Consider the following 15235-nt stretch of genomic DNA (forward strand, 5'->3'; position numbering starts at 1 on the left):
GGATGAGCGGGTATGCTCGCTCCAGGTCCACTTCCTTGCGGTTTGCCCATGCGTGCCACCCTATCCCTTCATTCCTTATGCAGGCGTGTATTGCTGGCTACGTTGCTGGCCAGCCCACTGGCCAGCGCCGCACCGGCCTCGGATGCGGAGATCAACCGGCTGTTGTCGGCCTCGCGGGCGCAGGCCATGCTGTCCAGCGTGCTGCCACAGATGCACAGCTCGCAGCAGCAGCAGTTTTCGCGCGTTCTGGCCCACCCGGGGTTGACACCGCAGCAGCGGCAGCAGGTGCAGGCGCTGTCGGCCCGCACCGAGCAGGTGCTCAACCAGCAGATGGCCTGGGCACAGCTGCGGCCGATCTACCTGGCCCAGTACAAGCAACACTTCAGCCGTGAAGAGGTGCTGGCGATGGCCGAGTTCTACGAGTCCGATGCCGGCCAGCGCCTGCTCGACAAGACCCCCGAACTGATGGCCGGCACGATGGCCGGGATCGAGCGCCACCTGGCGCCCCAGCTGCAGCAGCTGCAGCGCGAGCTGGAAGCGATCATCCCGGCCCAGCCCTGAGCCGCGGCAGGCGCGGCCGGGCTCAGGCCTGCGCCGCGTCCGGCAGCTGCCAGCCAAACAACGCCAGCGCCTTGTTGAATTCGTCATCCAGCGGTGCCTGCACCGTCAGCCGGCGGCCATCGGGGTGGTCAAAGCCCAGCCCTTCGGCATGCAGCAGCATGCGGTGCACGCCCTTGATTCGGAAGTTGCGGTTGTGGCGACCATCACCATGGCTGGTGTCGCCAATCAGGTGGTGGAAGCAGTGCTTGAGGTGACGGCGGATCTGGCGGAAACGCCCGGTCTGCGGCTGGCAGCGCAGCAGCGCGTAGCGCGAGGTGTCAAAGCCACTGCCCGGTAGCGCCAGCTCCCCGGTCAGCAGGCGCTGGAAGTGGGTGATCGCCGGCTTCTTGACCGGCTTGCCCGGGCCGCCATCCAGCTCATGGTCGATGGTGAAGGCACTTTCGGCCGGCCAGCCGCGGCATACGGCCAGGTAATCCTTGCGTACCCGGCCTTCCATCAACTGCTTGCCGAGAAAGCTGGCGGTGTCACGGTCAAAGGCCAGCAGCAGGCAGCCGCTGGTGGCGCGGTCCAGCCGGTGGACCAGGAACACCGGCTTGCCCAGCTGCTGACGCAGGCGGTCGGCCAGGAAATCGTCCTCGCCGCGGGCCAGCTTGCTGTCATGCACCATCAGCCGCGAAGGCTTGTTGACCACGGCCAGGCGCTCGTCGCAGTACAGCAGTTCCAGCGGCGGCTCGGCGGCCGGCGCCGGGAAGGTCACCTCGGCATCACTCATCGACGCCACCAGGCACGCAGCAGCGCCAGCGCCCCCAGGCCGCCCAGGCCCCAATGGCCCAGCGGGATGGGCGCCAGCACTGCGGCAATCATCAGTCCGACCCCGATCACCGCGTAGATCAGCCGCTGCTGCAGGCGTTGCAGGCTGGCATTGATCGCCTGCAGGTCAGCCGAACGCATCGACAGCTGGTGCTGGCCATCGACCTGCTGCTGCAGCCACTGGTGCAGCAGCCGCGGCATTTCCGGCGCCTGGGTGGCCAGCTCCGGCAGGTGCCGGCGCGCCTCCTTGAACACCCGGCGCAGGCTGTAGCGCTCGCGCAGGATCTTCTCCAGCACCGGCTGGGCTTCTTTCCAGATGTCGATCTGCGGGTCCAGCGTGCGGCTGACGCCCTCGATATTGAGCAGGGTCTTCTGCAGCAGGATCAACTGCGGCTGCAGCGTCAACTGGTAACGCTGGGCGGTACGGAACAGCTTGACCAGCACCTCGGCCAGCGACACCTGCGACAGCGGCCGGGTGAAATACGGCTCGCAGACCCCACGCACGGCCGCTTCCAGCTCTTCGATGCGCACCGTGGCCGGCATCCAGCCGGCCTGCACGTGCAGCTCGGCAATGCGGCGGTAATCGCGCTGGAAGATCGCCATGAAATTCTCGGCCAGGTAGTACTGGTCCTGCGGCGAGAGCTGGCCGACGATGCCGAAATCCAGCGCGATGATCCGCGGATCACTGCGCCGCGCCGGGTCGCTGTCGACCCAGATGTTGCCGGCATGGGCATCGGCATGGAAGAAGTTGTCGCGGAACACCTGGGTGTAGAACAGCCGCACCACGTTGGCGGCCAGCGCCGGGCGGTTGATCCCGGCCGCATCCAGCGCAGCGGTGTCATCGGCCGGAATGCCGTGCACACGCTCCAGGGTCAGCGCGCCCTCGCCGCTGTAATCCCAGACCACTTCCGGGATGTACAGCTCGCGCGAGCCCAGCCAGTTGCGGCGCAGCACGCTGGCGTTGGCGCCTTCGCGGTGCAGGTCCAGTTCGGCGGCCAGGGTGGCCTCGATTTCGGCCACCACCTCGCGCGGACGGATCTTCTCCGCCCGCGGGTGGGTACGCTCGACCACGCCGGCCAGCGCATTGAGCAGCGCGATGTCCTGCTCGATCTGACGGTCGATGCCCGGACGCAGCACCTTGACCACGACCTCGCGGCCACCGGGCAGGCGCGCGGCATGCACCTGGGCAATCGAGGCCGAGGCCAGCGGGGTGATGTCAAAGGCCTCGAAGGCCTCCTCCACCGGGCGGCCAAGCGCCTTTTCCACCAGCGCGCGCGCCTGTTCGCCGGCAAACGGCTTGACCCGGTCCTGCAGCAGCACCAGCTCGGCAGCGATGTCCGCCGGCACCAGGTCGCGACGGGTGGACAGCACCTGGCCGAACTTGACGAAGATCGGCCCCAGTTCCTGCAGCGCCAGGCGCAGGCGCACGCCGCGCGGCTGCTGGGCAATGCCGGCAGCGACGCGCGGCACGAACGGGCGGGCCAGCTTGAGCCAGCGCGCGGCCGGGGTATCGGCAAGCAGGTCATCCAGGCCGTAACGCAGCAACACCGTGCCGATCCGGCGCGCCCGCAACATCGACTTCATCGACCACCTCCGACCGCCTGCAGGCGGGCCACACGGGCCGCCAGCCGCTCGACATCATCGCGCAGCCCATCCACGTCATCGTGGAAGGCCGCCAGTTCAAACCGCCCGAGCACATCGCGCGATTCCTCGGTGACAAATTCAGCGGCAGTGCCGGCCAGGTCCTGCATGCCCTGGCGCAGGTGGAGCAGGGCCTGGTGCAGCATCCGCGCCACCTGCACGCCGAGCACCGGGCCCAGCACGCTGACAAACGGCTGCTGCCAGTCCGGATCAAAGCCGGCCGCCAGCTGCTGCAACCGCCGCGCCAGTTCGGCATCACCGGAGACCATCAGCCGGCCAGCATCGCCACCGGCACGCCGGCGCGCGGCCAGCATCGGCAACTGGCCCAGCAGGGTTCCCAGGCGGCTGCCATGCACCACCAGGTCGGCCGGCTGCTGCGCATCCAGCGGGCCAACGCTGAGCTGCGGCCCGTCCACGCCAATGCGCAGGCCCAGCGCCGGGCTGTCCAGCTGCAGGCTGACCGAACGCCCATCCAGGGCGGCCAGGGCTTGCCGGGTATCAGGATCCAGCGCCAGGGCACGGTTCAGTGCAGTGGCCAGGGCACGGCCGGCGAGGGGTTTGAGCGAGGGGAACGGGGACGGACTCATCGGCCCATTCTACCGGGCTGGCTCCACTCCCGGCGCTATTGTCCTGCCGCCTGCGCGGTGGCTGAGCCCGGGTTGAACCAGCCATTCCCCTGCAGCAGCAGAACGCGTCATGCTATGCACCTCACACGCATCGGCAGGAGCACACAGGCATGGGCAAGACCCGGGTTGGCATCATTTTCGGCGGCAAGTCGGCCGAACACGAGGTCTCGCTGCAGTCGGCGCGCAATATCGTTGCGGCCCTGGACACCCAGCGCTTTGAAGCCGTGCTGATCGGCGTGGACAAGGACGGCCGCTGGTTCCTGTGCGATCCGTCCAACTGGCTGGCCAATGCCGATGACCCCAATGCGATCGCCCTGGTCACCAGCGGCCCGCAGCTGAGCATGGTGCCCGGTGCCAGCGGCCCGGCCCGCCTGCAGGCCATCGACGGCAGCAGCGTACCGGCCATCGATGTGGTCTTCCCGATCATCCACGGCACCGGTGGCGAGGACGGCGCCCTGCAGGGCCTGCTGCGCCTGCTGGAACTGCCCTTCGTCGGCTCGGATGTGATCGGCTCGGCCGCCTGCATGGACAAGGATGTGGCCAAGCGCCTGCTGCGTGATGCCGGCCTGAACGTCGCCCCGTTCGTCTGCTTCAACGCCACCAGCGCCAAGGCAGCCGACTTCGATGCCATCGTCGCCGAGCTGGGCCTGCCGTTGTTCGTCAAGCCGGCCAACCAGGGCTCCTCGGTGGGCGTGAGCAAGGTGCGCGACCGCGCCCAGTTCGATGCGGCCATGGCACTGGCGCTGTCCTTTGACCGCAAGGTGCTGGTCGAATCGGCCATCGTCGGCCGCGAAGTGGAATGTGCGGTGCTGGGCAACGACGAACCGCGCGCCAGCCTGTGCGGTGAAATCGTGCTCAATGACGAGTTCTACGCCTACGACACCAAGTACCTGAGCGCCAGCGGCGCGGATATCGTGATCCCGGCACAGATCGGCGATGACACCCATGCCCGCATCGCAGACGTGGCCATTGCCGCCTACAAGGCGCTGGAATGTGCCGGCCTGTCGCGCGTGGACGTGTTCCTGACCGAAGACGGCCAGATCGTCATCAACGAGATCAACACCCTGCCCGGCTTCACCGCCATCAGCATGTACCCCAAGATGTGGGGCGCATCGGGCATCGGCTACACGGACCTGATCAGCCAGCTGATCGACCTGGCCCTGGCCCGCCATGCCGCCTGGAAGGCCCTGCGCCTGAGCATGTAACCGCGGTTGGTCCTGTCGCGACCAAGGGTCGCTCCTACAGGGTAATCGCACAAAAAAACGCCGCGCGGGAATCATCCTGCGCGGCGTTTTCCTTTGGCTGGGCCATCAGGTTTTCTTGCGCAGCAGGGAAACCACACCCAGGATCAGGAAGATGACGAACAGGATCCAGGCGATGTTGCCTGCTGCACCGGCGATGCCGGAAAAACCCAGGATCGCGGCAATGATGGCGATGACGAAAAACACCACGGCGTAATGAAGCATCGACACCTCTACTGTTGGTGGAGAGTGGGATCGATTATCCGGTTGCGCTGGTCGTCAAACAGTGAGTTTTCACGGCCCGGCGTTTGCATTGGCCGCAGCCAGCCGGCGCAGGCCTTCGGCGATGCTGACCTGCGGCACATAGCCGAAATCACGCCGCGCCGGCTCCATCGAGTACCAGTGCGGGGTGCACAGCTGCTCGGCCAGGAAGCGGGTCAACGGCGGCTCGCCGGGCAGGCGAAGCCACGGCCAGGCCTTCTCGCACACCGCACCGATCCGGTAGGCGGCCTTGAAATCCAGGTGCTTGTGCACTGCCGGCGCTCCCACCGCGGCCAGCAGCTTGTTGAGCAGCACTTCCATTTCCAGCGGCTCGCCGTTGGAGATGAAGTAGGCCTTGCCGGCACAGGCCGCGCCCGGCGCCAGGTGGGCGAAGGCATCAAAATGGGCCTGGGCGGCGTTGTCGATGTAGGTGGTGTCCACCTTGTTGCGGCCATCGCCGACGATGCGCAGGCGGCCCTGGCGGGCGCGCTGCGCCAGCCGCGGCACCAGCTGCGCATCGCCCGGGCCCCAGATCAGGCGCGGACGCAGCGCCACCGTGGCCAACGCCGGCGAGTTGGCCGCCAGCACGGCCTGCTCGGCAATGGTCTTGGTCGCCGCGTACGGGGCCTGGAAATCCTCGCCGTACGGCACTTCGTCCGCGCCCAGGCCTTCCACCGGATGGGTGGCACGGTGGGTGACGCTGGGTGTGGAGGTGTAGATCAACCGGCCCACGCCATGGGCCTGGCAGGCGGCAATCACGTTGCGCGTGCCCACCACATTGGCCTGGAAGTAACTGTCATAGCTGCCCCAGGCGCCGGCCTTGGCGGCGTTGTGGAACACCGCATCGACCCCGGCCAGCGCATGGTTGACCGCATTGGCATCGGCCAGGTCGCCCTGGATCTGGCCCACGCCCAGCGCGGCCAGCGCCGGGTACTGGCCACGGTTGAAACTCAGGACATGGTGGCCACGTTCGACCAGCCCGCGACACAGCGCCTGGCCCAGAAAGCCGCCACCGCCGGTTACCAGTATTTTCATCGTGACTGCTCCAGCCGGGCCGCAGCCCAGACCGCGAGTTTCTCGCGGCCGATCTTGGCGTTGTGACGGATATCCACCGGGAAGGCGCGGTGGCACAGGAAATCGGCAATACCGGCCAGCGGCGGATGTGCCCCCGCTACCGTACGCAAGGCGGCAAGGATGGCCGGCGAATCCTTCACCCCTGGCTCCAGCTCGTAGCACAGCACCGGGCGCTGGGCGCCGGCCGGGCCAATGCCGACCAGGGCGGTGCGGCGCACGCCGGCCACGGTGTTGAACACCGGCTCGACCTTCTCGGTGTACAGCGGCCCCTGGGCCGTCTCCACCCGCTGGGTCTTGCGCCCGCAGAACCACAGCCGGCCCTGCGCATCGAAATAGCCGACATCGCCCATGCGGTGGACGATGCGCGTGCTGCCATCGGCCAGGGTTTCGGTGATCTTGGCCGCGGCGGTGGCCTGCGGCCGGTTGAAATAGGCATCGGTGGCCGTCGGCCCGGCCACGGTGATCTCGCCGATCTGCCCGGGCGCCAGCTCCTGCACCGCCGACCAGTCGGCCAGCGGTGCATCGGTGATGGCAATGATGCGCACCAGGTTCGGCGCAACCACATCGCCGACGCAGGTGCCGGCCCCGCCTTCCGTGGCCGCGCGGGTTTCCTCAAGCGTGCGTCCTTCCACCACCGCCACCGGCAGGCACTCGGTGGCGCCGTAGGGCGTCCAGAAATCGGCCTCTGGCGGCAGCAGTGCGCGTACCCGCGCCACGGTGTCCGGCGGCACCGGCGCGCCGGCACTCATTGCCCGCTTCACCCCGGGCAGCGGCTGGCCATGATCGACCAGCACCTTCATCACCGCCGGCGAGCCGAACAGCTGGTCCACGCCGAAGCGCTTGATCGCATCGTGCAGCCGGCGCGGGTCGGCCTTGGCCGGCCGGGTCGGGTCCATGTCCGGAATGATGCTGGTCATTCCCAGCGCCGGATCGAACAGCGCAAACGGCGGGAAGGTCGGCAGATCCACGCCACCGGCCACCTCGCCGAAGGCATTGCGCAGCAGTTCGATCTGGCCGATGAAATGCCGGTGGCGGTAGACCACGCCCTTGGGCACCCCGGTCGAGCCGGAGGTGAACAGGATCGCGGCCACCTCCTCGCCAGCGGTGGCGGCCAGCTGCGGGCCGGCACCCTGTCCGGCCGCCTCGACCGCCGCCAGCGTGGTGCCACCCCACCCCAGCCGCGGACCCACCGTGACCAGCGTGCGCGCACTGGCCGCCCAGCGCAGCAGCTTGCGCGCCACATGCGCCAGCGGGATGCCGATGAAGGCCTGCGGCTGCGCCTCGTCCAGGCACTGCTTCAGTGCGCGCTTGTCGATGCCTGGGTCCACCAGCACCGGCACCGCGCCAAGCTTGAACAGCGCGAACATCAGCAGGAAGAATTCCGGGCTCGGCCGGACCATGACCACGGTACGCACGCCACGGCCGATGCCGCTGGCCACCAGCCCGGCGGCGATGGCGTCCGAGCGCGCATCGAGCTGGGCATAGCTGAGCTGCACGTCATAGCGCGCCATGCCGCCGGGGCCGGGGCGGCCCGGGCAGCGGATGGCAATCTGGTCGGGGCGTTCACGTGCCAGCTCCGGCAGGCGGGCGGCGATATTGCAGGTCATCTCCATCGGGCTATTGTCGCCGCTGCAGAAATTTCTTGCGCCCCCCCGGCCGCACACCGGAAAATCCGCCTCTCCCCACTACCGGCGCATGGGATATCCCATGGAACACCCCTGCCTGACCTGCGGCGCCTGCTGCGCCCAGTACCGTGTTGCCTTCCACTGGATGGAATCGGACGAATTCACCGAAGGCGGCGTACCGCAGGCACTGACCCAGCCGCTGGATCCGCACCGGCTGTGCATGCGCGGCACCCATTCGGCACCGGTGCGCTGCGTGGCGCTGGATTGCGAGATCGGCAAGTACTCCCGCTGCACCATCCACCCCAACCGGCCCAGCGTCTGCCGTGAGGTCGATGCCTCCTGGGAACACGGCAAGTACAGCGCACAGTGCGCCAAGGCCCGGGCCCTGCACGGCCTGCCCGAGCTGACCCCGGCCGACTGGCCGTGGTTTACCGCCAGCAACGACGGCGACGGCAACCCGGACGACAACGGCAGCGACAACAACCCGTCCAGCCCACCGAGCCCGCCGATCGCGGCCTGATTGCCGCACCTGCAATCTGGGAGCGTGCTTGCTCGCGAAAGCATCGCGGCCAAGGCCGCTCCCACAAACACCAGATCACCGCCCTGCCCCTGTGGCAGCGTGCTTGCGCGGGATAGACCAATCGCGACCCAGGGCCGCTCCTGCAGCCGGGCGGGCATCGCTTTTGCAGGAGCGCGCCCTCTGCGTGCGATGGCGCGCAAACGACAACGCCACCCATCGGGCGGCGTTGTTGCATCGGGCATCGACAGCCGGCTCAGCCGATCGGGTTGTCGGCCAGGAACTGGCGCACCGCCGGGACGATCACCTCGTGCTTGTCTTCCAGCACGTAGTGGTTGGCGTCTTCGAAGGCCATCACCTGCGCGTTCGGCAGGGCCTGCTTGAAGGTACGCAGGAACGGGTAATCAAAGCAGATGTCGCGCAGGCCCCAGGCGATGAACGCCGGACGGTCGGCATAGGAGGGCAGCGCCTGGCCGGCGCGGGTCAGCAGCGACCAGCCGCGATCCTCCGGCCCCAGCGGGATGTCCTGCATGAAGCGGATGGTGGAGATGCGGTTGTCCCAGTTGTTGTACGGGGCCACGTAGGCGCGGCGTACATCGGCCGGCATCCTGCGCGACACACCCAGCCACGAGGCACCGGAGGAGAACGCATTGAAGCTGCGGATGAACCATTCGCCGATCTTCCAGTGGCGGCCCATCGCAATCTGCCAAGGCATGGCCTTGTCGGCCGGCATCGGGAAGGCGGCGGTGTTGGTGATCACCAGACGCTTGACCTGCTGCTGGTGGGACAGCGCCCAGCCAAAACCGATCATGCCGCCCCAGTCGTGCACGGCCAGGGTGATCGGCCCATCGATGCCCAGGTGCGCCAGCAGCGCGCCCAGGTCATCCACGCGCGACTGCAGGGTGTAGTCATACACGCTGTCATCCGGCTTGTCCGACAGGCCCATGCCGATGTGGTCGGGCACGATGCAGCGGTACCTATCGCTAAGGCCGTTGACCAGGTGCCGCCACAGGTAGCTCCAGGACGGGTTGCCGTGCAGCATCACGATGACCTCGCCCTCGCGCGGGCCGGCGTCGATGTAGTTCATCCATACGCCCGGGCGGACTTGGAAACGGGCGGTCTGGTCGGGGTAGCCGGGATAACGGGACAAGGCGATCACGCAGGAACAAGAGCAGGCGCGCATTGTAATCGCCCACGGCGCTGCACAGGGCAGCGGGCCGTGCTTTCCAGCCCGCTGCCAGCCCCACCCCGCCAGCCCGGGGCGGGCTTGCCCTGGCTGCTACCGGCCCGAACGGCCACGACTCGCGTACCGCACCGAGCATCCCCATACGCGGCATTCCCGGCCGGGCTGGCATGCTTGCCGGCCCGCCGTGGCACCTGGCCACGGCCTGCGGCACCTGCTTCCCACCCACGCCCGGCCTGCAAACAATCGAACCTGCGGACATGAGCCAATCCTTTGCCACCCTGCTGCAACGTATCCGCGCCTGCTGCCTGTGCCAGGCCGCACTGCCGCTGGGCTGCCGCCCGGTACTGCAGGCCGGCCCCGGGGCCCGGCTGCTGATCGTCGGCCAGGCACCGGGGCGGCGCGTGCATGCCAGCGGCATCCCGTTCGACGATGCCAGCGGGCAGCGCCTGCGCCAGTGGCTGGGCATCGACAGCACGACCTTCTACGACCCGCAGCGGGTGGCGATTGTGCCGATGGGCTTCTGCTACCCCGGCAGCGGCCGCAGCGGCGACCTGCCGCCGCGCCCGGAATGCGCGCCGACCTGGCACCCACAGCTGCTGCCACGGCTGACCCAGATACAGCTGCGCCTGGCCATCGGCCAGTACGCCCAGGCCGGCCTGCTCGGCGCCCGCCGCGGGCGCACCCTGACCGAAACCGTGCAGGCCTGGCGCGAGCACCTGCAACACGGCGTGCTGCCACTGCCCCACCCCAGCCCGCGCAACCGCCTGTGGCTGGCACGCAACCCGTGGTTCGAGGCCGAACTGCTGCCGGTGCTGCGCCAGCGCGTGGCGCAAGCGCTGGCGGATTGATCCTCGTACGTACAAACGGACGGAAAGGCAGCAGTTCCATCCGCCGTCATGGCTGCAACGCCTGCCACCTGCATGGATTGGCGGGAAATTCATCCACGTCTTTGCCGACGCCGATGGAAAACCTGTTTTCCTGCGCATGACGGCCGCAGACAGCACAAGGGCCGGATCAACCGGCCCCTGGAGTGCAATGCCTTGTGGTCCGCTTACCAGACCACTTCGGCCATCGAGCAGTTCAGGCCCGAGCCGATGCCCATCAGGCCGATCCGGTCGCCCTTCTTCAGGCGCCCCAGCTCGTTGAGCTTGCTCAGCACGATCGGCACCGATGCTGGGCCGATGTTGCCGAATTCGCCGAAAATGGTCATTACCTTGGTCGGCTCGATGCCCAGGGTCTTGATGAAGGCCTTGGTGTGCGGCTGGCTGACCTGGTGGATCACGAACTGGGCCAGGTCATCCACCTTCCAGCCGAAGGTCTCGCTGGCGGCCTTGAAGGTCTTTTCGGCCAGGCGGATGCCCTCGATCAGCAGCAGCCGGGTGTCGGTGACCATCCGGTCCAGGTTGCCCAGGCACAGGTGGCTCCACTGGTTGGCCGAACGGGTTACCGCGCCGCGGTAGCGCGGGGCTTCCGGGGCCAGCGAGCGGTGGCACAGCAGCATCGCGGCGGCACCGGAACCGGTGGTCAGCGCGGCCAGCTCGTTCTTGACCTCTTCGGCGGTGATGTCCGGACGGCTCAGGCGCTCGATGGTCTTTTCATAGACCAGGTTGGAGGTTTCCGCATCCACCACCAGCGCGTAGCGCACATCGCCCACTTCGATCAGGCGCGCGGCCATGTCCATACCATTGACGAAGGCCAGGCAGGCATTGGCGATGTCGAAGGTGATGCAGGCATCACCAACGCCGAGCTTGCCGGAGACGATCGAGGCGGTGGACGGCTCCAGGTAATCGCGGCTGACGGAGGTGTTGATCACCATGCCCAGCTGGTCGGCGCGCACACCGGTCTGCTCCAGCACCTTGCGCGCGGCGACGCCGGCAGCATCGGAGGCCTGGGTGCCCGGATCCCACAAACGGCGCGCATGCACGCCGGCGATGTCTCCGAGCATGTCAGCACGGATACGCAGACGCTCAAACGTCGGCTTCAGACGTTCGTTGATTTCCAGCGACGTCAGCGTGTGCGGCGCATCGACATGCGCCAGTCCCGCGATGGAGACATTCTCAAAAAGCATCAGGGTGCGCCGAGAGTCAGGCGAAGGGGGGACTATTCTAGCGGCTGGCCCGCCACACCGCACCCTGCCGTAGGGAGCGGTGGCGGGATGCCATGTTCCGGTTTGTCAGCGGCTGGCGCACTGCCAGGCGGCAAAGCGCTGCTCGCCATCCTTCGGCGCCCCCTGCGGCTGCACCGTATTGGCCTGGACGCTGTAGGCCTCGTTGCGCGCCAGGGTCTCCAGTTCTTCCTGGACACGCAGTGCATTGCGCTCGTAGAAGCCGACCTTGTTCTTCACGGTGACCACGATTTCACCGCGCGCGGTGCAGTTGGCCGGTGCGGCGCCGGCTGGCAACACCCGGACGGCCTTGCCGGCCGCTTCAATCGGCACCCAGGTGCAGGCAGTGGTGGTGGCCAACAGCAGGCCGGCAAACAACAGGCGCATGGGGATTTCCTATCAGCAAACAGGGGACAGTGTGCCGGCGTTACCCGCCCGAGGGCGGCCGGCGGATCAATGTACCCGCCCCGGCGTTCAGATGCATCGTCGGGCGCGGGAAAACGGCGGCGGACAAATGAAACGGGGCGGTGCTTGCGCGCCCGCCCCGTGTGCTTGCCTGCCGCCAGGCCTTACTTGAGCGGCTTGCTCTCACCGTCGATGACCTGCACGGTGCCCAGGTTCAGCGCGCGCACCGGTGCCTCGATCTGCTTCAGGTCACCGACCACCACCCAGACCAGGGCATCGGGGTTGATGCCCTTGGCCGCTTCGGCCACCTGCGCCGGGGTCATTGCCTCGATCGCCGCCTTGCGGGTGAACACATAGTCATCGGCACGCCCGTACAGCGCATTGCTGCTCAGGGTGGACAGCACCGCGCTGGCGGTTTCATAGGCACCGGGCAGGCTCAGGGTCTGGATCGCACGGATCCGCGCCACCTCGGCCTCGCTCGGCGGGCGCTTGCCGCTGGCGAACTCGCTGATCTCCCGTTGCAGCTCGGCGATCGCCTCGGCGGTCTTGTCGATCTGCACCGGCGCGGCAACGATCCACGGCCGTGCGCCCAGCGCGCCGCTGATTGAGGCGCGCACGCCGTAGGACCAGTGCTTGTCCTCGCGCAGGTTCATGTTCAGACGCGAGGTGAAATCGCCACCGAGCACGCCATTGGCGATATCCAGCGGCAACGCGCCGGGATCATTGCTCGGCGGCACCAGCTGCGCGGCGAACAGGTTGGCCTGGACCGCACCGGGCTGGTCGATCAGGTAGACGGTGGTGGCCTGCGGCCGGGTCACGGCGGTGCTGACCGCCCGCTGCGGCAGCTCGCCTTCGCCCTTCCAGCCAGCCAGTGCGGTTTCCAGTGCCGGCAGCAGCTGCTCCATGGTGATGTCGCCGGCCACCAGCAGGGTGCCGTGTTCCGGGCGGATCCAGCGCTGGTGGAAGGCCACCAGTTCATCACGGCTCAGCGCGCTGATCGCCTGCTCGTTGCCGGAGCCGGTAAACGGCGCGGCATACGGATGGCCGGCACCGTACAGCAGCGACGGCAGCACGCGCATGGCCACCGCATCCGGGCGCGCCCGCTCCTGCTTGATGCCGGCAATCCAGCTGGCACGCACGCGCTCGATTTCCTTGGGTTCAAAGCGCGGGGCGCGCAGCATGTCGGCATACAGGGCCAGCGACGGCGCCAGGTTCTCGCGCAGCGCCGACAGGCTTACCGACAGCGTATCCAGCGAGGCACTGGCGCCGGCACGGGCACCCAGCGCATCCAGCGCATCACCGAAGGCCAGCGCATCGCGGCTGCCGGCACCTTCGCTGAGCAGGCCGGCGGTGAAGCTGGCCAGGCCCTGGCGGTCGGCGCTATCGGCCGAGAAGCCACCGGGGAACTGGTAGTTGAACTGCACCACCGGGATTTCATGCCGCTGCGCCAGCACCACGCGGGTGCCGTTGGACAGGGTCGCATGCTGGGCGGTGGGGAACTTCAGTTCCGGGAAGCTTTCGGTGCGCGGCACCCCGGCACTGCGGTCCACCGTGCTGGGCGTGGTGGTGTAGCGCGGATCGGGCGCCGGCAGCGCCAGCGCGGCCGGGGTCTGCGCCGGCTCTTCCTCCAGCACCACGCGCGGGCCGGGCACCACCACCAGGGTATGGCTGCCGACATCCAGCCACTTGCGGCCGACGGCGGTCAGGTCGGCCGCGGTGGTGGCCTGGATATTGGCCAGCGACTGCCGGAAGCAGCCCGGATCGCCCTCGAACACGGTGCACTCGGCCAGTGCATCGGCCTTGCCACCGAAACCACCGATACGCTCGATGCCGCGCACGAAGCCGGCACGGAAGGCGGTCTTGGCCAGGTGGATCTCGTCGCTGCTGGCACCGGCATGGATCAGGCGTTCGATTTCCTCATCGATGATCGCCTCCACCCGCGCCGGGTCCACGCCCTGCTTGACCGTGGCCATCACGATGAAGTTGGAGCCCAGCTGCGAGGTGAACACCCCGGCGCTGACGTTGTCCACCAGCTTGTCCTCGTGCACCAGGCGCTTGTCCAGGCGCGAGGACTTGGCCCCGCCCAGCACCCGCGCCAGCACCTGCAGCTGGTCGACATCGACGGTGCCGGTCTGGGCCACGTTCCAGGCACGGTAGATGCGGGCCTGCGGCACCTGGTCGGTCAGCTCCTCGCGGGTATCGGCACTGCGCTTGGCCACGTCCACCTTCGGCTGGGCCATGGTCGGGCCGGCCGGGATATGGCCGAAATAGCGGGTGGCCTTTTCCTTGGCCGTGGCCAGGTCGATGTCACCGGCCAGCACCAGCACGGCGTTGTTCGGGCCGTACCAGGCACGGAACCACTGGTGCACGTCCTCCAGCGAGGCGGCGTTGAGGTCGTTCATCGAGCCGATCACGCTGTGGTGGTACGGGTGGCCGACCGGGTACAGGGCACGGTTCAGGCGGTCCCAGACCTGGCCATAGGGCTGGTTCTCGCCCTGGCGCTTCTCGTTCTGGACCACGCCGCGCTGCTCGTCGAGCACCTTCTGGTCGATCGCGCCGAGCAGGTGGCCCATGCGGTCGGACTCCATCCACAGCGCCATGTCCAGCGCGGTGGTCGGCACGTTCTGGAAGTAGTTGGTGCGGTCGGTGTTGGTGGTGCCGTTCTGGTTGGTGGCACCGACCTGCTTGAACGGCTCGAAGAACTCGTTGGGGTAGTTCTCGCTGCCGTTGAACATCAGGTGTTCAAACAGGTGGGCAAAGCCGGAACGGCCGGCCGGTTCGTCCTTGCTGCCGACGTGGTACCAGATGTTGACCGCCACCACCGGCGCCTTGCGGTCGGTGTGCACCACCACGCGCAGGCCGTTGGGCAGGGTGAACTGTTCGTAGGCGATGTCGACCCCGACGCTGGCCGCAGCGGCGGCACGGTCAGGGGTACGCGCCTGTGCCTGCTCGGGCAGCAGGCACAGGCTGCCGCCCAGGGCCAGGGCCATCGCGGAGGCAAGCAGGGCAAATCGTGGACGGGTAGCGGTCATTCCATGTTCCTTGGCACGTGAATAACCGCCGATGGTAGTGCCTGGGCCCGGCCGCGCATACCCGCCGACAGTCATGGGCCAGGGCCACGCCCCGGCCGCCAGGTGGACGTCCGTGACGGACAGTGTCCGCCCAGCGGTCACTCCATCCATTG

Annotated in this window: 14 protein-coding genes; 4 read left to right on the top strand and 10 right to left on the bottom strand. The window is 68.0% G+C overall.

Going from position 1 to position 15235, the window contains the following annotated elements; genetic code table 11:
* Positions 1-12: 12 nt before the first annotated feature.
* Complete coding sequence (locus ABB25_RS05000; RefSeq protein WP_083488116.1) at positions 13-561, top strand: DUF2059 domain-containing protein; 549 nt, start codon at positions 13-15, stop codon at positions 559-561.
* A 22-nt stretch (positions 562-583) separates the two neighbouring features.
* On the opposite strand, the gene ABB25_RS05005 is transcribed toward ABB25_RS05000, so the two are convergent.
* Genes ABB25_RS05005 through ABB25_RS05015 form a run of 3 tightly spaced genes read right to left on the bottom strand, consistent with a single transcriptional unit; the run spans position 584 to position 3599 of the window.
* The gene (locus ABB25_RS05005; RefSeq protein WP_057664567.1) at positions 584-1333 is read right to left on the bottom strand and encodes a pseudouridine synthase; all 750 of its coding nucleotides are present in this window, start codon (positions 1331-1333) and stop codon (positions 584-586) included.
* Positions 1330-2955, bottom strand: coding sequence for a ubiquinone biosynthesis regulatory protein kinase UbiB (ubiB, locus tag ABB25_RS05010; protein WP_057664569.1), 1626 nt, complete (start codon positions 2953-2955; stop codon positions 1330-1332). Before ubiB ends, ABB25_RS05005 begins: the two co-directional genes overlap by 4 nt.
* A complete protein-coding gene (locus ABB25_RS05015) occupies positions 2952-3599 on the bottom strand; it encodes a ubiquinone biosynthesis accessory factor UbiJ (RefSeq protein ID WP_057664570.1) in 648 nt (215 codons plus the stop codon). The genes ubiB and ABB25_RS05015 overlap by 4 nt, the downstream gene beginning before the upstream one ends.
* Positions 3600-3748: 149 nt before the next feature.
* On the opposite strand from ABB25_RS05015, the gene ddlA reads away from it, so the two are divergent.
* Complete coding sequence (gene ddlA / locus ABB25_RS05020; RefSeq protein WP_057664572.1) at positions 3749-4843, top strand: D-alanine--D-alanine ligase; 1095 nt, start codon at positions 3749-3751, stop codon at positions 4841-4843.
* Between the two features lie 105 nt (positions 4844-4948).
* Here the strand turns inward: ddlA and ABB25_RS14220 are convergent, their stop codons facing one another.
* The 3 genes from ABB25_RS14220 to oleC form a co-directional block, all read right to left on the bottom strand.
* Positions 4949-5104, bottom strand: coding sequence for a DUF1328 domain-containing protein (locus ABB25_RS14220; RefSeq protein ID WP_083488117.1), 156 nt, complete (start codon positions 5102-5104; stop codon positions 4949-4951).
* A gap of 69 nt (positions 5105-5173) precedes the next feature.
* The gene (oleD, locus tag ABB25_RS05025; RefSeq protein WP_057664574.1) at positions 5174-6175 is read right to left on the bottom strand and encodes a 2-alkyl-3-oxoalkanoate reductase; all 1002 of its coding nucleotides are present in this window, start codon (positions 6173-6175) and stop codon (positions 5174-5176) included.
* Entirely contained in the window at positions 6172-7827 is a 1656-nt protein-coding gene (oleC, locus tag ABB25_RS05030) for an olefin beta-lactone synthetase (protein ID WP_057664576.1), read from the bottom strand. The genes oleD and oleC overlap by 4 nt, the downstream gene beginning before the upstream one ends.
* Before the next feature lie 94 nt (positions 7828-7921).
* Here oleC and ABB25_RS05035 point away from each other — a divergent pair, with 94 nt between their 5' ends.
* Positions 7922-8359, top strand: coding sequence for a YkgJ family cysteine cluster protein (locus ABB25_RS05035; protein ID WP_057664578.1), 438 nt, complete (start codon positions 7922-7924; stop codon positions 8357-8359).
* Positions 8360-8612: 253 nt separating this feature from the next.
* On the opposite strand, the gene ABB25_RS05040 is transcribed toward ABB25_RS05035, so the two are convergent.
* Positions 8613-9443, bottom strand: a complete 831-nt coding sequence (locus ABB25_RS05040; protein WP_244477755.1) for an alpha/beta fold hydrolase — start codon at positions 9441-9443, stop codon at positions 8613-8615.
* Positions 9444-9799: 356 nt separating this feature from the next.
* Between ABB25_RS05040 and ABB25_RS05045 the strand changes: the two genes are divergently transcribed.
* A complete protein-coding gene (locus ABB25_RS05045) occupies positions 9800-10390 on the top strand; it encodes a uracil-DNA glycosylase family protein (RefSeq protein WP_057664644.1) in 591 nt (196 codons plus the stop codon).
* 203 nt (positions 10391-10593) lie between these two features.
* Here ABB25_RS05045 and ABB25_RS05050 read toward each other — a convergent pair whose 3' ends face one another.
* The 3 genes from ABB25_RS05050 to ABB25_RS05060 form a co-directional block, all read right to left on the bottom strand.
* Entirely contained in the window at positions 10594-11610 is a 1017-nt protein-coding gene (locus ABB25_RS05050) for a 3-oxoacyl-ACP synthase III (RefSeq protein ID WP_057664582.1), read from the bottom strand.
* A 105-nt stretch (positions 11611-11715) separates the two neighbouring features.
* Positions 11716-12033 carry a DUF4156 domain-containing protein gene (locus ABB25_RS05055; protein WP_057664584.1) on the bottom strand — a complete coding sequence of 106 codons (318 nt, stop codon included), beginning with the start codon at positions 12031-12033 and terminating at the stop codon, positions 11716-11718.
* Between the two features lie 182 nt (positions 12034-12215).
* Positions 12216-15083 carry a M16 family metallopeptidase gene (locus ABB25_RS05060; protein WP_057664587.1) on the bottom strand — a complete coding sequence of 956 codons (2868 nt, stop codon included), beginning with the start codon at positions 15081-15083 and terminating at the stop codon, positions 12216-12218.
* Between the last annotated feature and the right edge of the window lie 152 nt (positions 15084-15235).

The sequence above is a fragment of the Stenotrophomonas koreensis genome (assembly GCF_001431525.1).
In the GTDB taxonomy this organism is placed as follows: Bacteria; Pseudomonadota; Gammaproteobacteria; order Xanthomonadales; family Xanthomonadaceae; genus Stenotrophomonas; species Stenotrophomonas koreensis.

Coding starts and splice junctions, on each gene's coding strand:
- ABB25_RS05000 (WP_083488116.1), top strand. CDS start 13: ATGCTCGCTCCAGGTCCACTTCCTTGCGGTTTGCCCATGCGTGCCACC.
- ABB25_RS05005 (WP_057664567.1), bottom strand. CDS start 1,333: ATGAGTGATGCCGAGGTGACCTTCCCGGCGCCGGCCGCCGAGCCGCCG.
- ubiB (WP_057664569.1), bottom strand. CDS start 2,955: ATGAAGTCGATGTTGCGGGCGCGCCGGATCGGCACGGTGTTGCTGCGT.
- ABB25_RS05015 (WP_057664570.1), bottom strand. CDS start 3,599: ATGAGTCCGTCCCCGTTCCCCTCGCTCAAACCCCTCGCCGGCCGTGCC.
- ddlA (WP_057664572.1), top strand. CDS start 3,749: ATGGGCAAGACCCGGGTTGGCATCATTTTCGGCGGCAAGTCGGCCGAA.
- ABB25_RS14220 (WP_083488117.1), bottom strand. CDS start 5,104: ATGCTTCATTACGCCGTGGTGTTTTTCGTCATCGCCATCATTGCCGCG.
- oleD (WP_057664574.1), bottom strand. CDS start 6,175: ATGAAAATACTGGTAACCGGCGGTGGCGGCTTTCTGGGCCAGGCGCTG.
- oleC (WP_057664576.1), bottom strand. CDS start 7,827: ATGGAGATGACCTGCAATATCGCCGCCCGCCTGCCGGAGCTGGCACGT.
- ABB25_RS05035 (WP_057664578.1), top strand. CDS start 7,922: ATGGAACACCCCTGCCTGACCTGCGGCGCCTGCTGCGCCCAGTACCGT.
- ABB25_RS05040 (WP_244477755.1), bottom strand. CDS start 9,443: ATGAACTACATCGACGCCGGCCCGCGCGAGGGCGAGGTCATCGTGATG.
- ABB25_RS05045 (WP_057664644.1), top strand. CDS start 9,800: ATGAGCCAATCCTTTGCCACCCTGCTGCAACGTATCCGCGCCTGCTGC.
- ABB25_RS05050 (WP_057664582.1), bottom strand. CDS start 11,610: ATGCTTTTTGAGAATGTCTCCATCGCGGGACTGGCGCATGTCGATGCG.
- ABB25_RS05055 (WP_057664584.1), bottom strand. CDS start 12,033: ATGCGCCTGTTGTTTGCCGGCCTGCTGTTGGCCACCACCACTGCCTGC.
- ABB25_RS05060 (WP_057664587.1), bottom strand. CDS start 15,083: ATGACCGCTACCCGTCCACGATTTGCCCTGCTTGCCTCCGCGATGGCC.